The 21,068-nt window shown below is 70.8% G+C and carries 23 protein-coding genes and 1 pseudogene; 15 read left to right on the forward strand and 9 right to left on the reverse strand.

Features of this window, described 5'->3' with window-relative positions:
- Positions 1-442: 442 nt before the first annotated feature.
- The 3 genes from ABFX50_RS46300 to ABFX50_RS46310 all read right to left on the reverse strand — a co-directional run bounded on the left by ABFX50_RS46300 (position 443) and on the right by ABFX50_RS46310 (position 1,383).
- Complete coding sequence (locus tag ABFX50_RS46300; RefSeq protein ID WP_346156595.1) at positions 443-634, reverse strand: hypothetical protein; 192 nt, start codon at positions 632-634, stop codon at positions 443-445.
- Between the two features lie 123 nt (positions 635-757).
- Complete coding sequence (locus ABFX50_RS46305) at positions 758-979, reverse strand: DUF6011 domain-containing protein (protein ID WP_346156597.1); 222 nt, start codon at positions 977-979, stop codon at positions 758-760.
- 134 nt (positions 980-1,113) lie between these two features.
- Entirely contained in the window at positions 1,114-1,383 is a 270-nt protein-coding gene (locus ABFX50_RS46310; RefSeq protein ID WP_346156599.1) for a hypothetical protein, read from the reverse strand.
- A 278-nt stretch (positions 1,384-1,661) separates the two neighbouring features.
- On the opposite strand from ABFX50_RS46310, the gene ABFX50_RS46315 reads away from it, so the two are divergent.
- From ABFX50_RS46315 to ABFX50_RS46325, 3 genes are read left to right on the forward strand one after another with little or no spacing between them, the layout of a single operon-like run.
- Positions 1,662-2,675 (forward strand): hypothetical protein, encoded by a 1,014-nt coding sequence (locus ABFX50_RS46315; RefSeq protein ID WP_346156601.1) that lies wholly within the window; start codon positions 1,662-1,664, stop codon positions 2,673-2,675.
- 8 nt (positions 2,676-2,683) lie between these two features.
- Complete coding sequence (locus ABFX50_RS46320; RefSeq protein WP_346156604.1) at positions 2,684-3,952, forward strand: sensor histidine kinase; 1,269 nt, start codon at positions 2,684-2,686, stop codon at positions 3,950-3,952.
- Positions 3,949-4,590 carry a response regulator transcription factor gene (locus tag ABFX50_RS46325; protein WP_346156605.1) on the forward strand — a complete coding sequence of 214 codons (642 nt, stop codon included), beginning with the start codon at positions 3,949-3,951 and terminating at the stop codon, positions 4,588-4,590. Before ABFX50_RS46320 ends, ABFX50_RS46325 begins: the two co-directional genes overlap by 4 nt.
- A gap of 229 nt (positions 4,591-4,819) precedes the next feature.
- On the opposite strand, the gene ABFX50_RS46330 is transcribed toward ABFX50_RS46325, so the two are convergent.
- Positions 4,820-5,638 carry a class I SAM-dependent methyltransferase gene (locus ABFX50_RS46330; protein WP_346156705.1) on the reverse strand — a complete coding sequence of 273 codons (819 nt, stop codon included), beginning with the start codon at positions 5,636-5,638 and terminating at the stop codon, positions 4,820-4,822.
- 195 nt (positions 5,639-5,833) lie between these two features.
- Here ABFX50_RS46330 and ABFX50_RS46335 point away from each other — a divergent pair, with 195 nt between their 5' ends.
- Positions 5,834-6,433 (forward strand): TetR/AcrR family transcriptional regulator, encoded by a 600-nt coding sequence (locus tag ABFX50_RS46335; protein ID WP_346156607.1) that lies wholly within the window; start codon positions 5,834-5,836, stop codon positions 6,431-6,433.
- Between the two features lie 16 nt (positions 6,434-6,449).
- Here the strand turns inward: ABFX50_RS46335 and ABFX50_RS46340 are convergent, their stop codons facing one another.
- Complete coding sequence (locus tag ABFX50_RS46340; protein ID WP_346156609.1) at positions 6,450-6,596, reverse strand: hypothetical protein; 147 nt, start codon at positions 6,594-6,596, stop codon at positions 6,450-6,452.
- An 87-nt stretch (positions 6,597-6,683) separates the two neighbouring features.
- Here ABFX50_RS46340 and ABFX50_RS46345 point away from each other — a divergent pair, with 87 nt between their 5' ends.
- The 3 genes from ABFX50_RS46345 to katG all read left to right on the forward strand — a co-directional run bounded on the left by ABFX50_RS46345 (position 6,684) and on the right by katG (position 9,873).
- The gene (locus tag ABFX50_RS46345; RefSeq protein WP_346156612.1) at positions 6,684-6,932 is read left to right on the forward strand and encodes a hypothetical protein; all 249 of its coding nucleotides are present in this window, start codon (positions 6,684-6,686) and stop codon (positions 6,930-6,932) included.
- A 239-nt stretch (positions 6,933-7,171) separates the two neighbouring features.
- Entirely contained in the window at positions 7,172-7,609 is a 438-nt protein-coding gene (locus ABFX50_RS46350) for a Fur family transcriptional regulator (RefSeq protein WP_346156615.1), read from the forward strand.
- A 32-nt stretch (positions 7,610-7,641) separates the two neighbouring features.
- Positions 7,642-9,873, forward strand: coding sequence for a catalase/peroxidase HPI (katG, locus tag ABFX50_RS46355; RefSeq protein ID WP_346156617.1), 2,232 nt, complete (start codon positions 7,642-7,644; stop codon positions 9,871-9,873).
- A 43-nt stretch (positions 9,874-9,916) separates the two neighbouring features.
- Here katG and ABFX50_RS46360 read toward each other — a convergent pair whose 3' ends face one another.
- The gene (locus ABFX50_RS46360; protein ID WP_346156620.1) at positions 9,917-10,696 is read right to left on the reverse strand and encodes a DUF2127 domain-containing protein; all 780 of its coding nucleotides are present in this window, start codon (positions 10,694-10,696) and stop codon (positions 9,917-9,919) included.
- 183 nt (positions 10,697-10,879) lie between these two features.
- Here ABFX50_RS46360 and ABFX50_RS46365 point away from each other — a divergent pair, with 183 nt between their 5' ends.
- From ABFX50_RS46365 to ABFX50_RS46390, 6 genes are all read left to right on the forward strand, one after another.
- Positions 10,880-11,317, forward strand: a complete 438-nt coding sequence (locus ABFX50_RS46365; protein ID WP_346156623.1) for a S26 family signal peptidase — start codon at positions 10,880-10,882, stop codon at positions 11,315-11,317.
- Between the two features lie 11 nt (positions 11,318-11,328).
- The gene (locus ABFX50_RS46370) at positions 11,329-14,211 is read left to right on the forward strand and encodes an AfsR/SARP family transcriptional regulator (RefSeq protein WP_346156625.1); all 2,883 of its coding nucleotides are present in this window, start codon (positions 11,329-11,331) and stop codon (positions 14,209-14,211) included.
- Between the two features lie 75 nt (positions 14,212-14,286).
- Positions 14,287-14,481, forward strand: a complete 195-nt coding sequence (locus ABFX50_RS46375) for a hypothetical protein (RefSeq protein ID WP_346156627.1) — start codon at positions 14,287-14,289, stop codon at positions 14,479-14,481.
- A gap of 70 nt (positions 14,482-14,551) precedes the next feature.
- The gene (locus ABFX50_RS46380) at positions 14,552-15,061 is read left to right on the forward strand and encodes a MauE/DoxX family redox-associated membrane protein (RefSeq protein WP_346156629.1); all 510 of its coding nucleotides are present in this window, start codon (positions 14,552-14,554) and stop codon (positions 15,059-15,061) included.
- A 14-nt stretch (positions 15,062-15,075) separates the two neighbouring features.
- A complete protein-coding gene (locus ABFX50_RS46385; protein ID WP_346156631.1) occupies positions 15,076-15,573 on the forward strand; it encodes a TlpA family protein disulfide reductase in 498 nt (165 codons plus the stop codon).
- Positions 15,570-17,366, forward strand: coding sequence for an ABC transporter ATP-binding protein (locus tag ABFX50_RS46390; RefSeq protein ID WP_346156635.1), 1,797 nt, complete (start codon positions 15,570-15,572; stop codon positions 17,364-17,366). The genes ABFX50_RS46385 and ABFX50_RS46390 overlap by 4 nt, the downstream gene beginning before the upstream one ends.
- A gap of 31 nt (positions 17,367-17,397) precedes the next feature.
- Here ABFX50_RS46390 and ABFX50_RS46395 read toward each other — a convergent pair whose 3' ends face one another.
- Entirely contained in the window at positions 17,398-18,384 is a 987-nt protein-coding gene (locus ABFX50_RS46395) for a DUF1838 family protein (RefSeq protein ID WP_346156638.1), read from the reverse strand.
- A gap of 193 nt (positions 18,385-18,577) precedes the next feature.
- Here ABFX50_RS46395 and ABFX50_RS46400 point away from each other — a divergent pair, with 193 nt between their 5' ends.
- Entirely contained in the window at positions 18,578-18,862 is a 285-nt protein-coding gene (locus ABFX50_RS46400) for a hypothetical protein (RefSeq protein WP_346156642.1), read from the forward strand.
- 20 nt (positions 18,863-18,882) lie between these two features.
- Here ABFX50_RS46400 and ABFX50_RS46405 read toward each other — a convergent pair whose 3' ends face one another.
- Entirely contained in the window at positions 18,883-20,022 is a 1,140-nt protein-coding gene (locus ABFX50_RS46405) for an NAD(P)/FAD-dependent oxidoreductase (protein WP_346156645.1), read from the reverse strand.
- A gap of 204 nt (positions 20,023-20,226) precedes the next feature.
- Between ABFX50_RS46405 and ABFX50_RS46410 the strand changes: the two genes are divergently transcribed.
- Positions 20,227-20,487, forward strand: a complete 261-nt coding sequence (locus ABFX50_RS46410; RefSeq protein ID WP_379506602.1) for an alpha/beta hydrolase — start codon at positions 20,227-20,229, stop codon at positions 20,485-20,487.
- A 22-nt stretch (positions 20,488-20,509) separates the two neighbouring features.
- On the opposite strand, the pseudogene ABFX50_RS51605 reads toward ABFX50_RS46410, so the two are convergent.
- Positions 20,510-21,055: pseudogene (locus tag ABFX50_RS51605) on the reverse strand (CBM96 family carbohydrate-binding protein); the annotation flags it as partial.
- Positions 21,056-21,068 lie beyond the last annotated feature (13 nt).

A 21,068-nucleotide genomic window follows, 5' to 3' on the forward strand; every position in this document is an offset into this window, starting at 1 on the left:
CCCCGGCCGAGGCCGACAACTTCCGCCGCACCGTCATCGTCGCCATCGAAGCCGCCGCCCAGACCCACAAGGGCCGGCCCAGCCCCACCATGGCCGAGATGATCCGCAAGATCACCGAAGCCCTCGACGCCGCCTGACGGGGATGTCGACCCGCGTCGCCACTGCTGGTCACGGGGATCCTCTCCGGATCCCGGCTCTTCACCGCTCCGCTCATCGTGCCCGGACCGAGCACCGGTTCATCGACTGTCCGCATGACGTCCGCAAGACACGCTGGCCGGCCCACAAGTCGGCCAGCGGTTCGGGGGCGATGCTTCCCTGGGGCATGCCGGCAGCCGGTGAGGACACGGCCTCGCCTTGTCGTCAGGCCGATGCCTGGCCTCAGCGGAGGCGGGTACCAGGCTCCTCGGTCGATCCCGCGCTCCTCGGGAGCGAGGACGCCGCCCTACTCCTGCGTGTCGGAGGACCTCTCCGCGATCTGCACGCTCAGCCCTCGGGTGTCCGAGTCGAGGAGGAGCTCGCCGAGCTGCCGCCTCTGCTCCGGCGTGAGCCGTACCGGCCACACCGCAGGCAGCACGAGGACGTCGCCGTTCGGAAGCGCGACCAGGTCGAGTGGAAGCGAGGGGGATGAGATCACAGTACGTCTACTGTCCCACGTCAGGACGCTACGCGAGCCGTCTTCGCGTCTTCTCGCTCGAGGAAGCCATGGCGCGCGGGCGGGCTCGTCACGCCACCGACTCGAACGCGACCCGCCGCCGCGTCACCATTCCTCCTCCAACAGGTCGATCTGCCCTTCGCAGTTCCAGCCTCGCGGCACTCCGGTGATCCTCAGCGGCTTCCGAGGCGCCAGCCCCAACCTGGCCGCGCACTCGGGCCCGATCCCCGCGGCCCGCGACTCGGGGGTACGAAGGGTGTGCTTGCACGCTTCACACCGCACCACGTGTTCGCGCACGAAAGGCTCACTCAGATCGAAGAGGGTCACCGCCACATCCTTCATCCCACCCCTCCTCAAGCCCGTCGCGATGAACCGCGCACCATCACGTATGTACCCACAGCCGCCCCTGCGCATGGGAGCGCGTACCGTCGGGGAGCCGGGGCGAGATCGGGCGACGGCTCCTACGAGCCCGGTTCGCTTGCCGTCCTGCCGCTGCGCCGCACCACCGCGGTGTGCAGTCCCTTGAGGAGAAGTGCGGCCACGAACACCACGTTGCTGAGGATCCTCAGGTCGTCCCTGTAGAGCTCGAGCTCGGTCATATCGCCGTAGCCGATGGCGATCGCCAGCCCGATCAACGTGGCAGCGGCGCCGAACAGCATGTAGGCGACTCTGTCGAGGACCGTCATCCAGAGGCGGGCGCGCGAGGCCCGGGGCCTCTGCCGTATGACCATGGAAACTCCTGGCACGAGCGAATGGACCTCACGCGACTCGGACGAGAGCGCGTGTGCCCGTCCTGCCCGGCAGGCGTCAGAGGGCGTTCCAGAAACGGTAGTCGTGGTCGGCGGCCGCATTGTCGGTGAGGCAGGGACTCAGAACGCAGGACTGCAATCCGGCGGCGATGCGCGGTGTGAGGTCCTCCTCTGGGACGACGCCGTCGCGACCTCCGGAGGAGCCGGCCGAGACCCGGTGACGATGTGCGGGGTACCGCCGCGGCGGCAGATTAGGCAGGGTGAACACCTCTCCTCCAGGAAGCCGCCGTACGATCGTGCCGGCCCTGATCGTCGTCGTCTGGTCGGCGAGTTATCTGGCCCTCGGCCTGCTCTGGGCTTTCGGAGGGCCCGGATATCCGTTCGACGCCAGCCGTCCGGGCGCGGGCAACACCCTGCTCGACCCTCTTCCGGCAGCGGCCGGCGGGGGCGTGCTGGCGATGTCGGCGCTGGTGGCCGGCGTCGTCGCCGTGCTCGCCGCCAGAGGCCCGCTCAACCGGGCCCCCGCCGTCGTGGCCGTCGTGGCCGGCGTCGGCCTGGCGGTGCTCCTGCCCGACGTGCGCATCATGATGACCGCCGGGTACCTGCCGGTGATGCTGGCTGCCGCGCTCGCCGGCCAGGCCGAGTTCTCGATGATCGCGACCATGCTGACGTGGCCGAGCGTCAACCTGCTCATCCTGATGGCGGCCGGCGTCAGCCTGATGCTCTTGGGGACGCGCGCGCTGATCGGAGGGCCCGGGCGGCCCGGCAGCGCCGCCGGCGCGCTACGGATCGGGCGGTATGCGACCGCTGTCGCGGTCGCCGTCCCTGTCGTCTACGCCGTCACCCGCTTCGGCTGGCTCCTGGGCGTGCCCGTCGGCATCAGCGACCGGTTCCTGGCCTACATCGCCGAGATCACTCCGATCGGCGCCGGTCTCAGCACGCTCGGTCTCGTCGGCGCGGTTCTGACCGTCGGCTTGGTCCGGCCGTGGGGCGAGGTCTGGCCGCGCTGGGTGCCGTTCCTGCGCGGGCGGCCGATTCCGGCGCGACTCCCGGCCTACTCGGCTCTGGCCGTCTCCCTCCCCATCACCTCCGCCGGACTGATGTACGTCCGCAAGAAGCTCACCGGCGAGCAGGTTGGCCCGGCGGGGGCGGCCGACGAGCTGGGCGCCTGGCTGCCGGAGATGTTGTGGCCGCTGTGGGGTGTGGCCCTGGCGGTGGCCGCGCTGGCGTACCTCTCCCGCCGCCGGCACCTCGCTCACGCACGCCGACCATAATGGTGGGCGTGCGAGAGTCCCCGTCACCTGCCGGCGCCGTGGTGGACTCGTTTTTCAACCGGCATCAGGTGAGCGCCGATGCCATGCTCGCCGTCCTGCTCGTCCTGCCGCTCGGCCTGGTCTCGTTGAGCCTGCTCCGGGCCTCGGACAGTCCCCTGTCGCTCCGCCTGCTCGCGGGTCTCGGCCTACTGGTGCTGCATGGTTGCGTCGTTCCGCGTCGGCTGCGCCCGCTGGCGGCGTACGGAGTGGCCGCCGTGGCGATGCTGCTGCTGGTGGCGCTGCCGCCCCTGCACGACCCGACGGGCGGCGCCTACTATCCGGCGGTGCTGCTGCCGAGCACGCTGGTCTTCGGGCTGCTGCTCTACACGGCGTCCGGCCGGCTCGGCCTGCTGCCCAGCTTGGTCTGCCTGGCCGTCGCCCTGACGGGTGTGGTCCTGGTCCTGTCGCGTCTGTGGAATCCGGCCTCGTGGGGCGGCTCCTCGGGCTCCTACGAGCTGGTCGCGTGGCGGATCGGGCTGTCGGTCGGCCTGGTCGCCGCGGTGGCGTGCTTCTGGTCGCTGGGCCGCCTCAGCCGCATGCGGGTGTTGTTCTTGTCCGAGCTCAGAGCGAAGGCCGAGCGCGCCGAGGCCGACCGTGTGCGGGAGCGGAAGGAGGCAGCGCGGGCGGAGCGCGACCGCATCAGCCGCGAGATGCACGACGTGGTGTCCCACTCGCTCGCCGTCATGGTCAGCCAGGCGGAGGGAGGCAGGCTGTCCGATCCGGACTCACCCGGGGCGGGCGTGTTCGCCACCATCGCCGGGGTCGGGCGCGAGGCCCTGCGCGACATGCGCGGGCTCCTGGGGGTGCTACGCACCGACGGCGGCACCTCTCCGCAACCCGGCCTCGGCGACCTCTCCGACCTGCTCGACCATGTGCGTGATACGGGCGTACGCGTCGCCGTACAGGAGGTCGGGGACGCCCGACCGCTGCGTCCAGCCGTCGACCTGACCGCCTATCGCGTCATCCAAGAGGGGCTGACCAACGTAATCAAGCACGCGGGGGCGACGGCCGCGGCCGACATGATGCTGGCGTGGCGCCCGGACGGACTGCACATCACCATCACGAACGACGGCGACGGGCCGCCCGCCGAAGAGGCCGGCGTCGGGCTGACCGGGATGCGCGAACGTCTCAGCATGGTGGGAGGCACCCTGGAGGCCGGCAGACGTCCCGGCGCCGGCTTCGAACTGTCGGCCACCGTGCCCTATGAGCCGAGGAGTCTCCCATCATCAGGATCATGATCGTCGACGATCATGAGCTGCTGCGCAACGGCCTGACCATGGTCGTCAGGTCCCAGCCCGACATGGAGGTCGCCGCCGAGGCCGCTGACGGCCTGGCGGCCCTGAAGGCGTTGGAGTCGCGACGCGTCGACGTGGTGGTGATGGACATCCGTATGCCCCGAATGGACGGTGTCACCGCCACCCGGGAGATCCAGCGGCTGGACGATCCGCCGAAGGTGCTGGTGTTGACCACGTTCGACCTCGACGAGCACGTCCTGGCCGCGCTGCGCGCCGGTGCGAGCGGGTTCATGTTGAAGGACGCGCCAGGAGAGGAGATCATCGCTGCGATCCGGTACGTGCACCGGGGCGACTCGATCATCGCGCCCGCCACGACCCGGCGGCTCATCGGGCGGCTCGTCGCGAAGGCCAACACCGACCCGGACGCCGTGCTCAAGGTGCTCACGGAGCGCGAGCGTGAAGTCTTCCTCAGCCTGGCCCGAGGCGCGTCCAACGCCGAGATCGGGGTCGAGCTGTTCTTGTCGGAGACCACGGTCAAGACCCACGTGGGGCGCATCCTGACGAAGCTCGGGCTGCGCGACCGGGTCCAGGCGGTGGTCCTGGCGTACGAATCCGGCGTTGTCACTCCGGGCGAGCGCTAGGCACTGGCACCGATCAAAGCGCCGCCGCGTGACTGCTGCCACGACCAAACCTTTCCTGGTTCGGTCTCCACGTTACGAGGGGAAGTGCACTAGCAGGACCGGTAACCGAAGCGCAGGCGATCCCTCTGATCCCAACTCCGTACAGGCCCCAGATCCGCCCACCCTCCCACCTGCCACGGCCGGAATCGTCGCCCCCGATTCAGGCGGCGCCGATTCAGGCGCAACCGGATCAGGCGGGGGCGGTTCGCGTCGCGGTGATCACGACGGCCGTGTAGTGCATCGTGAAGCCGCCGCCCATGGCGTCGACAGCGGCCCCGATGCCCACCAGCACCTCCGCCAGCTTCGCCGGTGGGATCTGGCTGAGGCCGCCCTGGGTGGGCAGCTGGTCCAGCCACTCGTCCGTGGTGTAGTCCCGCTCCCAGTCGAATCGCCACTGCTCCGGGTCGCCGAACGCGCCCGCCTGCTTCATCCCGTCGGCCGCCTTGCCGAACAGCACCGCGTAGCCATCCAGGGCGGACATCGCCTTCCGGTAGCCGCGCGCGGCCAGCGAGTCGGGCACCACGCGGCCGTAGACCGCCGCGAAGGCCTCCGTCGCTTCGGGCGGGGGCTGGCCCACGTTCCAGAACGCCGCTAGCCGTCCGCCTGGCCGCAGCACCCGCGCCGCCTTCGCCGCTCCCACGACCGGGTCGACCCAGTGCCAGGACTGCCCGGCGATGACCGCGTCGAAGTGGCGGCCGGCCGGGTCCCAGTCCTCGAACGTCGCCACCTCGACCTTCGCCCCGCCGCGCCGCGCGAAGTCAGCCATCCGCGCGTCGGGCTCGACCCCGAGCACCTTGCAGCCGGCGGCCTGGAACTGCCGGGCCTCTATGCCGGTGCCGACGCCGACGTCGAGGACGTCGGGCCCCGGGCTGGCGGCCACGATCCGGTCCACCATGGCTTCGGGGTAGCGGGGCCTGGCGCGGTCGTAGCGTTCGGCGTCCGATCCGAACGACTCCGCCGCCTGTCGGTATCGATGAGGCTCGTTCTCGGCAGGACGCGCCGGCTCCAGATGACGCTCGTTCTCGGTGACACGCGCTGACTCTGGATGACGCTCGTTCTCGGTAACACGCGCTCGCTCCGGATGACGCTCGTTCTCGGCGAGACGCGCTCGCTTCGGCGGTATAGTGGGCATGTGCCCACTATGAATGGGCGCTCGCCCACTCGTCAACCGGGCGGGCCCCCGAGAGCGAAGGAGCGATGCACTGTGCCGACAGGTGTGGCCATCCACGACGCGCGCGCCCAGCTCTTCGACGCCGCCGAGCGCATCCTGCTCAGGGACGGGCCGAACGCGCTGACCAGCCGGGCGGTCACCACGGAGGCGGGCTGCGCCAAGGGCGTCCTGCACCGGCACTTCGCCGACTTCGACGCCTTCGTCGCCGAACTCGTACAGGACCGCATCAGCCGGATCGGCAGCCAGGCCACCTCATTGCGCGAGTCGGCAGGCACCGGCACCATCGCCGGCAACCTCACCGGCGCGCTGATGGAGCTGTTCGGGTCGGTCGCCGTGGCGATCGTCGGCTTCATCACCTTCAGGGACGACCTGCGCGCCCGGCTTCGCCAGGCCACCCCGACCGGCGTCCCGGTACTCACCGAAGCCACGGCCATGATCGCCTCCTATCTCGCCGTCGAGCGCGACCTGGGCCGCATCGCCGCCGACGCCGACGTCGACACGCTCGCTCCCACGCTGATCGGGGCCGGGCACCTGCTCTTCGCCGACCGCCAGGTCACCCGACCTGAGGCCGAGGCCGTCCACAAGGTCGTGACCACGGTCATCGCCGGCGTCCTGCGGGAACCGCCGCGATGAACGGCCCGCGCACGGGTCAGCCGATCCTGCTGTCGACCACACCGCCCACATCGCCGCTCCAGATGTCGTCGTCCTCGTGCAGCCAGGTGCCGGTTTCGCGATCCTGCTCCTCCTGACCGCCCGCACCGCCCGTCCCGCTCATCGGCATGAAGGGCGAGCCCATGCCGTGCGAGGCGGCGGCCCTGCCGTTGACCGGGTCTGATCCGAGCTCCGTGCCGGCGCCGGGGACGCCGAAGGTGGCGGCCGGGGAGTGGTTCGGCCCGACGGGGAGTGGTTCGGGCCCGCCGGGGTGGAGAGCGGGCTCGCTGGGGTGGAGAGCGGGCTCGCTGGGGTGGAGAGCGGGCTCGCCGGGGTCGAGTGGAGCGGGGTGCCGTGCGAGTCGACGGGACGCTGGAAGTCCGCGAGATCGTCGATGGAGCCCTGGCCTGCGGTCAGGCCGCTCCCCTCGCCGCCCCCGCCTTCGCCGGTCAGGCGGCCGAGCACGTCTCTCAGCGCCTGAGCCGATCTCGCGATCGCTCTCTCGTCGTAGACGACGCCGTCTCGTTCCGCGTCCAGTCCTGGCCAGTCGTATTCGAGGGGTACCGGTTCCGGCGCCATGCTCGCCCTCCTCAGGGATGTCCGATCACCCGGAACGCTGACCATACCATTCCGTATGGTATGTCTCTGGAGCGGGCGACACTAAACTTGGATAATTCGCTCTCTTGTATCATTCGTGTTTATGACGGTAGGTTTGGCGACATGACCGCTTCCGGGACCCCGACCATCGCCGAGGAGCTGCGCGGTGCCGGCCTGCGGGTGACGGCCGCCCGCGTCGCGCTGCTCGAGACCGTCCGGGACGGTGACCATCTCGGCGTCGAGGCGATCGCCTCCGGGGTGCGTGATCGCGTAGGTCATATCTCTCTGCAAGCCGTGTACGAGGCCCTCCACGCGCTCGACGCCGCAGGGCTCGTACGCCGCCTCGAGCCACCCGGCAGCCCCGCCCTGTACGAGGGGCGCGTCGGGGACAACCATCACCACCTCGTGTGCCGGTCGTGCGGCGCCGTCGCCGACGTCGACTGTGCGGTCGGCCACGCGCCCTGCCTGACCGCCTCCGACGACCACGGCTTCTCGATCGACGAGGCCGAGGTCATCTACTGGGGCCTGTGCCCCGGCTGTTCCAGCACCCGCAGTTCCTGAGCACCGTGATCTGCCAGTCCGGAAGGATTCCCATGTCAGAGAACCACGACGCGATCGTCACAGACCCGAAGACGGAGGGTGGAGGTGGCTGCCCGGTCGCGCACGAGCGCGCCCCTCACCCGACTCAGGGCGGCGGAAACCACCGGTGGTGGCCGGATCGGCTCAACCTGAGGATCCTGGCCAAGAACCCGGCCGTGGCCAACCCCCTCGGCGAGGAGTTCGACTACGCCGAGGCGTTCAAGACCCTCGACCTCGCGGCCGTCAAGCAGGACATCCTGGAGGTGCTGACCACCTCGCAGGACTGGTGGCCCGCCGACTTCGGCCACTACGGCCCGTTCATGATCCGGATGGCCTGGCACAGCGCGGGCACCTACCGGATCAGCGACGGCCGCGGCGGCGCGGGGGCCGGCCAGCAGCGCTTCGCCCCCCTCAACAGCTGGCCGGACAACGGCAACCTCGACAAGGCGCGCCGCCTGCTGTGGCCGGTCAAGAAGAAGTACGGCCAGAAGCTCTCGTGGGCCGACCTCATGATCCTCACCGGCAACGTCGCCCTGGAGTCGATGGGCTTCAAGACCTTCGGCTTCGGCGGCGGTCGCGCGGACGTCTGGGAGCCTGACGAGGACGTCTACTGGGGCCCCGAGTCCACCTGGCTCGGCGACGAGCGCTACACCGGCGACAGGGAGCTCGAGACCCCTCTCGCCGCGGTCCAGATGGGCCTCATCTACGTCAACCCCGAGGGCCCGAACGGCAACCCTGACCCGCTCGCCGCGGCCCGCGACATCCGTGAGACCTTCCGCCGGATGGCGATGAACGACGAGGAGACGGCCGCCCTGATCGTGGGCGGACACACCTTCGGCAAGACCCACGGCGCCGGCCCGGCCGACCACGTCGGCGCCGACCCCGAGGCCGCCTCGATCGAGGACATGGGCCTCGGCTGGAAGAACTCCTTCGGCACCGGCAAGGGCGGCGACACGATCACCAGCGGTCTCGAGGGCATCTGGACGAACACCCCGATCACCTGGGACAACAGCTTCCTCGAGATCCTTTACGGCTACGAGTGGGAGCTGTTCAAGAGCCCCGCGGGCGCGCACCAGTGGCGGCCGAAGGACGGCGCGGGGGCGGGCACCGTGCCCGACGCCCACGACCCGTCGAAGAGCCACGCTCCGACGATGCTGACGACCGACCTCGCGCTCCGCGTCGACCCGATCTACGAGCAGATCACCCGGCGCTGGCTCGAGAACCCCGACGAGCTCGCGGACGCCTTCGCCAAGGCATGGTTCAAGCTGACCCACCGCGACATGGGCCCGGTCGTGCGCTACCTCGGCCCTGAGGTCCCGGCGGAGACGCTGCTGTGGCAGGACCCCCTGCCCGCCGTGACGCACGAGCTCATCGACGCCGCCGACGTCGCCGCGCTCAAGGGCCAGGTTCTCGCCTCGGGCCTGTCGGTGTCCCAGCTCGTGTCCACCGCGTGGGCGTCTGCCTCGTCCTTCCGCGGCAGCGACAAGCGCGGCGGCGCCAACGGCGCGCGCATCCGCCTCGAGCCGCAGAGCGGGTGGGAGGTCAACGACCCCGACCAACTGGCGACGGTGCTGCGCACCCTGGAGGGCATCCAGCAGTCCTTCAACGCCGCCCAGACCGGCGGCAAGCAGGTCTCGCTCGCCGACCTGATCGTGCTCGCCGGCGGTGCGGCGGTCGAGCGGGCCGCCAAGGACGCCGGCTTCGAGGTCGAGGTCCCCTTCACGCCTGGCCGCGTGGACGCGTCGCAGGAGCAGACCGACGTCGAGTCGTTCGCCGCGCTCGAGCCGACCGCCGACGGGTTCCGCAACTACCTCGGCAAGGGCCACCGGCTGCCGGCCGAGTACCTGCTGCTCGACCGGGCGAACCTGCTGACCCTGAGCGCCCCCGAGATGACGGTCCTCGTCGGTGGTCTCCGCGTCCTGGGCGCGAACCACCAGCAGTCGTCGCTCGGCGTCCTCACCACGACCCCCGGTTCTCTGACCAACGACTTCTTCGTCAACCTGCTCGACCTGGGCACGACGTGGAAGGCGACGTCCGAGGACGCGAACACCTTCGAGGGTCGCGACAGCGCCACGGGCGCGGTCAAGTGGACCGGCACCCGTGCCGACCTCGTCTTCGGGTCGAACTCCGAGCTGCGTGCGCTCGCGGAGGTCTACGCGAGCGACGACGCGAAGGAGAAGTTCGTGAACGACTTCGTGGCGGCGTGGGACAAAGTCATGAACCTCGACCGGTTCGACCTCGTCTGATCATGACGTCCAGGCCGGCCCGCTCCGGCCGGCCTGGACGTCCTCAGTCCGGAGGCCCTGCGCTCCCGCCTGAGGGGGCTCCGGCCGCCCGGACCTCGAGAAGGCTGGCCTGGTGCCGTTCGGCCTGGTAGGCCGCGTGGCCGCCGCGCACGCCGAACAGGCGCTTGCCGTACACGATGTAGGCGACCGCCGCGAGGTTCAGCGCCAAGAGGGCGACGCGCACCCAGGTGACCCTGTGGCTCAGCTCGTAGATCTCCAACGGGATGAACACCGACGTCGCGATCACGGCGAAGTACTCGCCCCATCGCCTGAGCAGCCACAGCCCGATACCCTCGGTGACCTGGAGCAGGCCGTACGCGGTGAGGCCGATCGCCAGCCAGGTCAGCGTCCCCGTGCCGGTCGCCAGCAGCTGGTGCAGGGTGTGGACGAGCTTGGAGTCGGCCAGGCGCCAGCCGAGCCTGTCGGCCAGCGGCGCGAGCAGGGGGAGGTACTCCTCGAAGGCTCTGTCGACGGCCTCCCTGCCACCCTTGAAGCGCCAGACGCCGTAGGCGGCAAGGAACAGCAGCAGCCCTCTGGCGCACCGTTCGAGCGCGAGAAGCCTGAGGACGGCGGCGTCGCGCAGGGCCCTGCCGCGCAGCACGAGCGGCGCCTCGTCGGCCGGGCCCTCGCCGTACGGCGGGCCGAGGGTGAAGTCACCGCAGCGCAGACAGCGCCACGCCTCGCCGAGCGCGGTGTCGGCGCGCAGCCGTCGCCGCAGGTGAGGCTCGTCGGGGGCGTACGTGACGTGACCGCGCCTGCTACAGGCGCGAAGGCTCCAGTCCACGGCGGCAGGACTCCTTGGCAGAGGACACTCTCTTCCTTCCCGCATGAAGCCCTTGTGCGGGCGAGGATCGCCCAAGTCTGCGCCCGGTCCTCCCGGAGAGCGGTGCCTTGACAGGGTCGCGTCCCAACGGAGATCGTTTCGCGGAGGACTCCCCCCTCCAGGGGATCGACGGGGAAGAGCGCCATGAAGCTGATCTTCGGTGGGTTCGTACTGGCGGCGATGGCGGGCGCGCTGTGGGCGCGAAGGCGCTACGTGGTGGTCACGGTCGAGGGGACCAGCATGGCCCCGACGCTGTCCGACGGCGATCGGGTCCTGGTGCGCAGGCGCCGCATCGACCAGGTCAGCACGGGCGATGTGGTCGTGCTCGAGCCGCCGCTCACTCCCGCGGAGATCGGACCGCCCGGCCGGGACGGCCGGCAGTGGAACATCAAGCGCGCCGTCGCGTTACCCGGCGACCCGGTGCCGCCCGGCATCGACGACAGCGTGACCCGGGTGCCCCCCGGCGCACTGGTCGTCCTGGGTGACAACACCGACAGCGTCGACTCCCGGCAGCGCGGGTTCTTCGATGCCGACCGCCTGCTCGGCGTCGCCCTGCGCCGGTTGGGCGGGCCACCCCTGTAAGCCGGTACATCGTGCGTTTCCGACTTCTCGGCCCGATGCGGATCCAGGTCAACGGGTCGCCGGTCAAGATCACGGCGCCCAAGCAACGGACCGTCCTGGCCATGCTGCTGGCCCGGGCCGGCCACGTCGTCCCGATCAGGTCGTTGGTGGCGGAGGTGTGGGACGAGCGGCCACCCCGCTCCGCTGTGGCGAACCTGCGCACCTACCTCATGCAGCTGCGCAAGCTGCTGCATGAGGTAGGTGCGCAGGAGTGGCTGGTCACCTCGGACGTCGGCTACCTGCTGAGGGTCGGGCCTGAGGAGTTCGACCTCTTCGAGTTCGAGGCGCTGTCCGCGCGTGGCCGCCAGGCGCTGGCCAGGCGGGATCTGGGCGCCGCCGAGGAGGCCTTCACCCGGGCCCTGGCGCTGTGGGACGGGACCGCGGCGGAGGACGTGCCGCTCGGGCCCGCCCTGCGCGAGGTGGTCGCCCGCCTCACCGAGCACTATCTGGGCGTGGTGGAGGAGCACGCGGACGTCCAGCTCGCTCTCGGCAAGAACGCGACGGCGGCCACGCGGCTGCGCGAGGTGATCGGGCAGTACCCGCTGCGCGAGCGGCTGCACGCCCAGCTCATGGTGGCCCTGTACCGCAGTGGCGACGTGGTCGGCGCGCTGGACGCCTTCGGGGCCGCCCGCCGGATCCTGGCCGACGAACTGGGCATCGACCCAGGGCCTGACCTGCGCCGGCTGCAGCAGGCGATCCTGCGCAGGGACACCGCTCTGCTGACCCCCGACCGTGACGTCCCCGCCGTGCCTGTCGATGACGGGCGTCCGCGTCCGCGTCTGCTTCCGCGGGCTCCCATGGTGTTCGTGGGCCGGTCCGCCGAGCTGGCCCGCCTGCACACCGTCCTGTACGGCGGGCCAGGCCCCTCCGTGGTCGCGCTGCACGGCCCCGGCGGTGCGGGCAAGTCGGCGCTCGCCCTGAAGGCGGCACACGGCGTGGCCGACCGCTATCCCGACGGCCAGCTCTACGTCGATCTCCAGGGGTCCACGCCCGGCCTGCCGCCGTTGCAACCGGCCGAGGTACTCGGCCGGTTCCTGCGCGCGCTGGGCGTGCCGCCCGGTGAGGTCCCTGCGGCACCGGCGGAGGCGGCCACCCACTACCAGTCGTTGCTGGCCGACCGGCGAGTCCTGGTCGTCCTCGACAACGCCGTCGGCGCCGCCCAGGTGGGGCCGTTGCTGCCGGCGGGAGGCGGCTGTGCGGCGCTGGTCACCAGCCGTGCCGCGCTGACCACCGTGGATGCCGTGCCCATCGCCGTCGGCATGCTCGACGAGGCGGATTCGGTGCGCCTGCTGGCGTTGCTGGCCAGTCAGGAGCGGGTGAGCGCCGAGGTGGAGGCGGCTGCGGAGATCGCGCGCTGGTGCGGCTACCATCCGCTGGCGCTGCGCATCGCCGGGGCTCGGCTGGCGGGCAGGCCCGACTGGTCACTCGCCAGGTTCGGCCTGCGGCTGGGCGACGAGCAGCGGCGGCTGGACGAGCTCCAGGCGGCCGACCTGCGGGTGCGCACCTGCTTCGAGGTCGGGTACGGAACGCTGACGAGCACCGCGAAGGCGGCCTTCCGCGCGTTCGGCGTGCTGGAGGTGCCAGAGGTCGGCGTCGAGCTCGCCGCCGAGCTGGCCGACCTCGACCCGACGACGGCGGAGGCCGCGCTCGACGAGCTGACCGAGGCACGGCTGCTCGAGCCGGTCGGCGACGGCCGGTTCCGCATGCACGACCTGCTGCGCCTCTTCGCCGCCGAGCTGGCCGTCACCCATCATGCGCCGGAGGAGCGCGCGCGGGCGGTCGGGCGGGCCCTGGACTGGTACCTGGACCACTGCCGCCGGCTGCAGGCTCTGTTGCAACCGCACCTGGTGCCCGTCAGCGGGGGCGCCCGCGCGACCGGTGTGGACCTGCGCGATCTCCCGACGGCGGTGCGGTGGCTGGAAACGGAGCTGCCGTGCCTGGTGGCGGCAGCCGTACAGGCGGCGAAAGGGAGGCAGGGCGGCTTCGCCGTCGAGCTGATGGCCCTGATCAAGGCCATCGCGATGAAGAACGGCTACTGGCGGGAGCTCGAGACCATCGCGCGGCTCGCCATCGAGGTCGCGCGGCGCGACGGCGACCGCACCGTGGAGGCGTCCACGCTGGCGACGCTGGGGCTGGTGGAGTGGAAGTCCGGCCAGGCCGAGGCGGCGCACGACCTCCTGCGCCGGGCGCTCGAACTCTGGCGTGACGTGGGCGATCGGAGGGAGGAAGGGCTCGCGCTGCACAACCTCGGCTGGCTGTGCATGCAGTCGGGAGATCTCGACGCGGCCCTCGACCACATCAGCGCGGGCCTGCTGCTGCTCGAGGCGCACGGGTCGAACCGCGTCGGGCTGGTCGCGCACAACCTGGGTGAAGTCCTGCTCCGGCTGGGCCGGCACACCGAGGCGGTGGACCGCTTCGAACGGTGCCTGTCCATCCGGCGGGCCGATCGCGACCTGTACGGCGAGAGCATCACGCTGGCCGCGCTCGGCCGCTCCCACTGCCTGCTCGACCAGCGGGAGAAGGCGCTGGTGGTGCTGGAGGAGGCGCTGGCCCGCTGCGAGGAGACCGGCAACAGGGAGGATCAGTGGGAGGTTCTGCTCAGCAGGTCCGAGATCCGTCTGCGGCAGGGTGATCCGGCCGCTGCTGAGGCCGACCTGGCCCGCGTCCTGGAGCTGACCGCCAGGATCGGCGATGCGTACGGCCACGCCGCCGGCATCCGCCAGCTCGCCAGGGCGAGGGCGGCACTCGGCGATCCGCGCGCCGCGGCGGACGCCGGCAAGGCCGAGCAGCTCCTCGCCGATCTCGCGACGCGGCGCGATCCGGTGCTGGAAAGGCTGCTCACCGCCCGGCTGTAGCGCGGCTGTATGAGGCGCTGTATGCCCCCCGCATAGGTTTTCGGCTGACCGCATCGCAACGAAAGGAGCGAATCCATGACTGCTGTTCTTGGCAGGCTCGGCGACCGGATTCTCGACAAGCTGGTGCCCAAGGCGTCCGCGAAGGCGGCCGCCGAGTGGTACGTCCACTGCTACTGCAGGGAGCGCTCCGACTTCCGCAAGATCTGCACCACCGCCGGTGGCCAGACCCGCTGTGGGTCCTGCTACGCGTTCCGCATCTGTGGCGGCTAGGTAGAAACGCGGGTCTGGCGGCGGTGCCCGCCGCCAGACCCGGCGCGAGGTGAAGACTGTGCTGTATCTCATGATCGCGTGTCGAGTCCTGCTGGCCGCCGTCTTCGCGATCGCGTTCACGGGGAAGGTCCGTGGCCGCGCGGCGTTCGACGAGTTCGTGTCCTCCATCGTGGTTCTCGAGGTCCTCCCCAGGCGCGTGTCCGTGGCGGCCGCGCACGCGCTGCTGGCCGCCGAGGCCGCGGCGGTCCTGCTGCTGGCGCTGCCGTGGACCGTACCGCTGGGGTTCGTGGCCGCTGTGGGGACGCTCGCCGTCCTGACCGGCGGCATCCTGGCCGCCCTGCGCCGAGGACGGCAGGCGCCGTGCCGGTGCTTCGGCGCTTCCGTCACACCGCTCGGCCGGGTGCACGTGGTGCGCAACCTCGTCCTGGCCAGCTTCGGCGGCGTCGGGCTCATCGCCTGGATCACCGCCGGCGCGTCCACGCCACATCCGGCCGGTGTCGTCCTCGCACTCGTCGCGGCCGGCGTGGGCGCCCTGCTCGTGGTGCGCCTCGACGACCTGATGGAGCTGTTCACCGTCTGAAGTGAGGTTGCCTGATGCCCTTCCTGGTTACCGCTGTCGTGTTCGTCGGCCTCCTGTGCCTGTTCAACCTGGTGCTCGGTCTCGGGGTGCTGCGCCGGCTGCGCGAGCACACCGCTGAGCTCGCGCGCCTCAACGAACGCTCGATGTTCATGCCGTACGACCCCGCCGTGCTGGTCGGTCGCGCGCTGCCCGAGGCCGCGGCAGGTGCGCGGCTGGTGGGCTTCTTCGACGTCGGCTGCAGCACGTGTCACGAGCGCGCACCGCAGTTCGCCGAGGCGGCAGGGAAGCAGCCCGCCCTCGCGGTCGTCACCGGCGACGGCGCGAAGGTCGACGACCTCGTCGCCATGGTCGGCGGCGTGTCGAGCGTGATCACGGGTGAGGAGGCCGCGCGTCTCACGCACGACCTCGGCGTGGAGGCGTTCCCCACCTTCCTCTGGGCCGACCAGGAGGGCACGGTCGCCGCCGCGCACACGGAACTGTCCGAACTGCCCGTCGTGGCGACGGCCAGATGACCTTCGACCGCCTGCGACGGGCCGCCACCCTGGGGCTCCTGTGCTGGCGGGCCGGACCTGTGCTGGCGGTGTCCCAACTGGTGGTCACCGTCGTGGCCGGACTGCTGCCCACGGGCACCGTGTGGGTCACGAAGCTGCTCATCGACGGGCTGGCGGCGGGTCTCGTGGACCGGGTGCTGGGGCCGGTCGTCGGACTCGTCGCGCTCGGGCTGGCCGCCGGGGTGCTGCCCCACGTCACGGGATACCTGCGGGCGGAGTCTGACCGCAGGCTCGACCTGCTGCTGCAGGACCGCCTCTACACGAGGGTGAACGGGTTCCAGGGGCTGTCCAGGTTCGAGGACCCGGCCTTCCTCGACGAGCTGCGGATGGCCACGCAAGCCACGGGCGGCGCGATGGGCCCGATCACCTCGGGCCTGTTCGACCTCTGCCGCAACATCATCACCCTGGCCGGGCTCCTCGGCGCGCTGGCCGTACTGAGCCCCCTGATGGCCGGGCTGGTGGCCGTCGCGGCGCTGCCCACCCTCGCCGCCAGGATGTCCCTGGAGAAGCGGCGGACCAGGATGATCGCCGGGCAGTCGACGGCGGCCAGGCGGCAGATCTTCTACTCCTCGCTGATCACCGACGTGGAGGCCGCCAAGGAGGTACGGCTCTTCGGGCTCGGCGACTTCCTCAGGCGCAGGGTCATCGGCGAGCTCGGCACGATGCAGGCGGCCGAGCGGCGGCTGGACCGGCGGGAGGCGCTCACTCAGTCGGCGCTGGCCGGCCTGTCCGCCGTGGTCAGCGGCGCGGGGTTGGTCTGGGCGGTGTACGCCGCCCTGGCGGGGCGGCTGACCCTGGGCGACGTCACGGCCTTCGCCGCGGCCGTGGCGGGCACCCAGGCCGCCCTGATCGCGACCGTGGAGAACGCGGCCAACGCGAGCCACGCGCTGCTCCTGTTCGACCACCACGAGCGGGTGATGTCGCTCTCCGACGACCTCTCACCACCGCGCAGGCCGGCCCTGCTGCCGGCCCTCCGGCGCGGCATCGAACTGCGCGACGTGTGGTTCCGGTACGACGAGAGCCATCCCTGGGTGCTGAGCGGCGTCGACCTGACGATCCCCCACGGCGCGTCGGTCGCGCTCGTGGGACTCAACGGAGCCGGCAAGAGCACGCTGATCAAACTGCTGTGCCGCTTCTACGATCCGTCCCACGGGGCGATCCTCTGGGACGGCGTGGACATCCGCGATGTCCCGCCGGCCGAGCTGCGCGCCAGGATGGGCGTGCTCTTCCAGGACTACATGAGCTACGACCTCACCGCGGCGGAGAACATCGGCGTCGGCGAACTCGAGGCGATGTCCGACCGGACCAGGATCCAGGCCGCCGCCGAGATGTCCGGAGCCGACCAGATCGTGCGGTCGCTGCCCCAGGGATACGACACGATGCTGAGCCGGATCTTCTTCGGACCGGAGGACGACGCCGGAGTGGTGCTATCCGGCGGCCAGTGGCAGCGGCTGGCCCTGGCCCGCGCGCTGGTGCGCGAGCAACGCGACCTGCTCATCCTCGACGAACCCAGCTCGGGGCTCGACGCGGAGGCCGAGTACGAGGTGCACCGGCGGCTGCGCGAGCACCGGTCGGGACGCACCAGCCTCCTCGTCTCGCACCGGCTCGGCGCGGTCAGGGACGCCGACCTCATCGTGGTGCTCGGCGAAGGCAGGATCGTCGAGCAGGGCACCCACGACGACCTCATCGCCGCGCGCGGCGGCTACGCCCATCTGTTCGAAACCCAGGCCAGCGGCTACCGCGTCGAGGCCTAGCAGCTCTCGCATCCCTCCGGGTAGCAGGGCGTCATGCCCTGCCGTTGGCCGCGCACCAGTCGGCCCACGTGGTGGCGCCCTTGCCCAGCTGCTTGTTGTAGAAGGAGGTCCAGGAGTTCTCACTCGGGCCCGGCGCGGTGGGAGCGGCCTTGTAGAGCGGGTAGGCGGCGTCGACCTCCGCGCGCAGCCACGGCTCGATGTCGAGGTAGGACGGCAGCGACCAGCTGCGGGCGTGGTAGGTGAGCTGCCCGCGGACGCCGGTCTCCGGCAGGCACATGAACGGCGCCCACGGGCTCGTCCTGGACCAGCTGATCTTGGTCTTCATCGCGCCCCTGGGGACGGTGCCCGCGACCGTGCGGGCCGCGACCTCGCGGTCGTCGACGTAGAAGTCGAACATCTCCTGGGCCGCGTAGACGCCGTTCACCAGGCCGAACGACTCGCCCAGCGTGAGCCCGAAGTTGGTCCGAACCGGGATGTCGCTGGTCCACACGGTCTCGTCGTGCATCTGCCGCAGGGGCGGGCCCGCGTAGGAGGGGGTGACGTTGAACGGGCCGAAGTTCACCGTGTCGTTGTTGATGGGCACGACGGGATAGGTCCGGAGGTCGATCGGGTTCGTCCACTCCCGCACGATCTTCGTGGGGTCGGCGGGGTCGGTGTAGAAGACGATCTCGCGGGAGAGCTGGTAGAGCTGCGTGGTGCCGGGTACCCGGTACAGCCGCCGGATGTTGTAGCCCTCGATGTTGAACAGCTTCTGGCCATGGCGCAGCTGCGGGTCGTGAGCGTTGCCCTCGATGTTGGCGTAGACGGATCCCGAGATCCTGAAGACCATGTCCCGCCCGTCAGGACGCCCGTTGGTCTGCAACGACAGCAGCCCGCTCTTGTCCGTCACCGTGCGGTAGACCGGCCCAGGGGCTGTCGGATCATCCAGCTCCTCGCCCGCCGCCGCACCGGGAACTGCGACGGAGACCAGCAGGGCGGTGAGGGCTGCGGACAAGGTGAAGGCACGACGCTTGAACAAGAGTGCTCCTGCGATACAGAGGGGTGACAGGGACAAATGTGATCATTTCAGCTCACGGGACCCACCCTCAACCAAACCTGGCGTCAACGACACAGTCATCCGAGCCCTTCGCTTTCGTGATCAGTCTGCACTTCCCGGCGACAAGGAACCTTGCGACAATTCCGCGACAGAACGCGCGGGGACGGGAGGCCGGGTGTCGAGCAGGGTGCTGACCCACGTGTTTCACACGCACGACAACCCGATCACCGTGGCCCTCCACACCGACGGTCTGTCCGTCCACGGCGAGGTGCGAAGCCCCGGATGCGTCCGCATGGCCTACCGCTTCGACCTCGAGCCTGACGGCACCGGCACACGGGTGAGCGACAGGCTCGACCTGACGGCACCGTGGCTCCTGGCCGGGTTCGCCGCAGGCCAGGCGCGCAAGGTCCAGCTCGCCCGCGCTCGGATCCTGGCCGAACGGCTGTCTCACCACCCATGAGCCGCCGCCGGCCCCCGACGTTACTGGCGTAGGCGGTCGATCGCCGGGTCCGCGAGCTGTGGATGGACAGAAGGAAACGAGCCGTCGCCGAACAGGACCCGCGCCGCCAGTGCCCGACCGGCACGACCGCGCAGCACGGTCACCGCCGCCTCTGCCAAGGCGGGTGATCGGATGCCGGCGAACACGCGGCGCAGCACCAGCCGCCCTCGGAACCGGCTCCGCAACGCGTTCCCGTCGTACCGGCGCAACACGCGCGGGTCGCCGGTACGCAGGTAGCCGGCGGCGACCGCCGCTGCCCATTCCGACATGCGGAAGCAGGGGTCCAGCCCACCGGCCGTCAGCGGCGACACCGCGCCCGCCGCGTCTCCGACGAGCAACCCTGCGGGGCAGGCCAACCGTCGCAGCACCCCGCCGACCGGGATGGGACCGCCTCGACGCTCGACCGGACCTGCCGGCGCCGCGCGGCCTGGCGCGTCCACGGCGAAAGCGTCCAGCAGGTGACGGATGCCGGCGCGCATCGCGTCCGGGTAGCCCGCGACGCCGACATGCGCATGCCGGCCGTCGTCGATGACCCACCCCAGGTACCCGGGAGCGACCCGGGGGTCCAGCACGCAGTGGAACGCAGGAGTGGTCGTGCCTGACGCGATGGGATGGACGAGCTCGGCACCGACGAGGAAGCGCCGGTTGACATCGAGACCGAGATCTCGGGCCACCCTGGAGCGGGCGCCGTCCGCGCCGACGATGAACCGGGCCTTCACCGGTTCCGCACCCGTGAACCGTACACAGCCCATCGACGCGTCGACGTACCGTACGCCCAGGAGGACCTGTGCCCCGGCCGACTCCGCCGCGCGGCGCGCGTGCTCGTAGACGGCCGCCATGTCGGCCACGCGGTACTCGTCCCTGTCGCTGGTGAGCCGGATCGGCGCCCGCCGCGACGGCGGATACAGCAGCACGTCCCGCACACCAGGCCCGAGCAGATGGTCGGGCAGGTCGAAGTCGTCCAGGGTACGACGCACGAAGATCCCGGTGGTGCGGATGCCCGCCGACAGCGACCTGCGGCGGTCGACCACCATCACCTTCAGCTGCCGTCGCGCGAGCAGCTGGGCTGTGCGCAGACCGGCCAGTCCCGCGCCCACGACCAGTACATCCACTGTCTGCATATTCTGCGACGATAGGAGCGAGGCCGCACCCTTGCGACCGTTTGCACGCGACCCGCACAGGACCTCCCCACCGTCGCCACAACGGGACGGGAGACTGCTCCGCTGCCGCGAGGTCGCCGCAGGAACACCGCCACGGTCAAACTCCATGAGCTTGGCTGAGCGACCGGGTCACCGCGACCCACGCTGGAGGCGTTCGCCGCGACGCTGACCACGCTCGCCGAGGGCGACACGTTCGGGGCGCTGCCGACGTTGTGGGTGCACGGCGAAGACGACCAGCTCGTGCCGCTCGGGCCCAGCAGGGGCGGGATCGACGCCGTGCGGGGGACCGACCTGTCCGAGCGGATCTACCCGGGCGGCAGGCACGAGGTGTTCAACGAGACCAACAAGGACGAGGTCCTGGACGATGTCACATCGTTCATCGACCGCGCCCTGACCGCCCGGGCTCGAGGCGTCAGCGAGTGGTGATCTCGAGATAGGGGACGGTCTTGGAGGAGAGGCCGCCGACAGCCACGCCTACTCCAGCGCTCTCGGCCAACCCCACGCTGGCCGGTCCGCCCAGCTTCGGCTTGAGGTAGCTGGTGAGATTCAGCTTCACCCAACTGCCGGACTCATCCACCGGCGGGAACTCGCCGAGTTTGTTGCTCAGAGGCGGGCGGGTGTCGAAGGTGACCCCGGAGGTCCAGTTGTTCCCCATGGCGTACGCGACAGCCCTTCCCTGGACGTCACCGCTGTCGTCGACGTGCATGTGGGCGTGCAGCACGATTTTGGCGATCCGGGCAGGCTCGACCTTGACGGCGCCGAGGTCGAAGCGGAAGTACGTCTCGCGGTAGTAGCCCGGGTTACCGGTCTTGACCTTGCATTTCATGCAGGCGGCGTACGCGTCGCCGGAGTAGCCGCCTGCCCGGACCATGTTGGTCATCGTGGCGGGCACGCGCAGCCTCCGGGGACCCGCCTTCGGCGAGGTGGAAGGGGTGGGCGTCGCCGAGGCCGCGATGCTGAGAGGGAGGGCGGCGACCCGCGACGCGCCGTTCATGGTCACCTTGACG

This window comes from Nonomuraea recticatena (assembly GCF_039533245.1).
GTDB classification, from domain to species: domain Bacteria; phylum Actinomycetota; class Actinomycetes; order Streptosporangiales; family Streptosporangiaceae; genus Nonomuraea; species Nonomuraea roseola.

What these genes read in the sequence shown, in the direction of transcription:
- ABFX50_RS46325 (WP_346156605.1), top strand. Translation starts at nt 3,949, where the DNA reads ATGATCGTCGACGATCATGAGCTGCTGCGCAACGGCCTGACCATGGTC.
- ABFX50_RS46390 (WP_346156635.1), top strand. Translation starts at nt 15,570, where the DNA reads ATGACCTTCGACCGCCTGCGACGGGCCGCCACCCTGGGGCTCCTGTGC.
- ABFX50_RS46310 (WP_346156599.1), bottom strand. Translation starts at nt 1,383, where the DNA reads ATGGTCATACGGCAGAGGCCCCGGGCCTCGCGCGCCCGCCTCTGGATG.
- ABFX50_RS46340 (WP_346156609.1), bottom strand. Translation starts at nt 6,596, where the DNA reads ATGGGCTCGCCCTTCATGCCGATGAGCGGGACGGGCGGTGCGGGCGGT.
- ABFX50_RS46385 (WP_346156631.1), top strand. Translation starts at nt 15,076, where the DNA reads ATGCCCTTCCTGGTTACCGCTGTCGTGTTCGTCGGCCTCCTGTGCCTG.
- ABFX50_RS46380 (WP_346156629.1), top strand. Translation starts at nt 14,552, where the DNA reads ATGATCGCGTGTCGAGTCCTGCTGGCCGCCGTCTTCGCGATCGCGTTC.
- ABFX50_RS46405 (WP_346156645.1), bottom strand. Translation starts at nt 20,022, where the DNA reads ATGCAGACAGTGGATGTACTGGTCGTGGGCGCGGGACTGGCCGGTCTG.
- katG (WP_346156617.1), top strand. Translation starts at nt 7,642, where the DNA reads ATGTCAGAGAACCACGACGCGATCGTCACAGACCCGAAGACGGAGGGT.
- ABFX50_RS46375 (WP_346156627.1), top strand. Translation starts at nt 14,287, where the DNA reads ATGACTGCTGTTCTTGGCAGGCTCGGCGACCGGATTCTCGACAAGCTG.
- ABFX50_RS46365 (WP_346156623.1), top strand. Translation starts at nt 10,880, where the DNA reads ATGAAGCTGATCTTCGGTGGGTTCGTACTGGCGGCGATGGCGGGCGCG.
- ABFX50_RS46350 (WP_346156615.1), top strand. Translation starts at nt 7,172, where the DNA reads ATGACCGCTTCCGGGACCCCGACCATCGCCGAGGAGCTGCGCGGTGCC.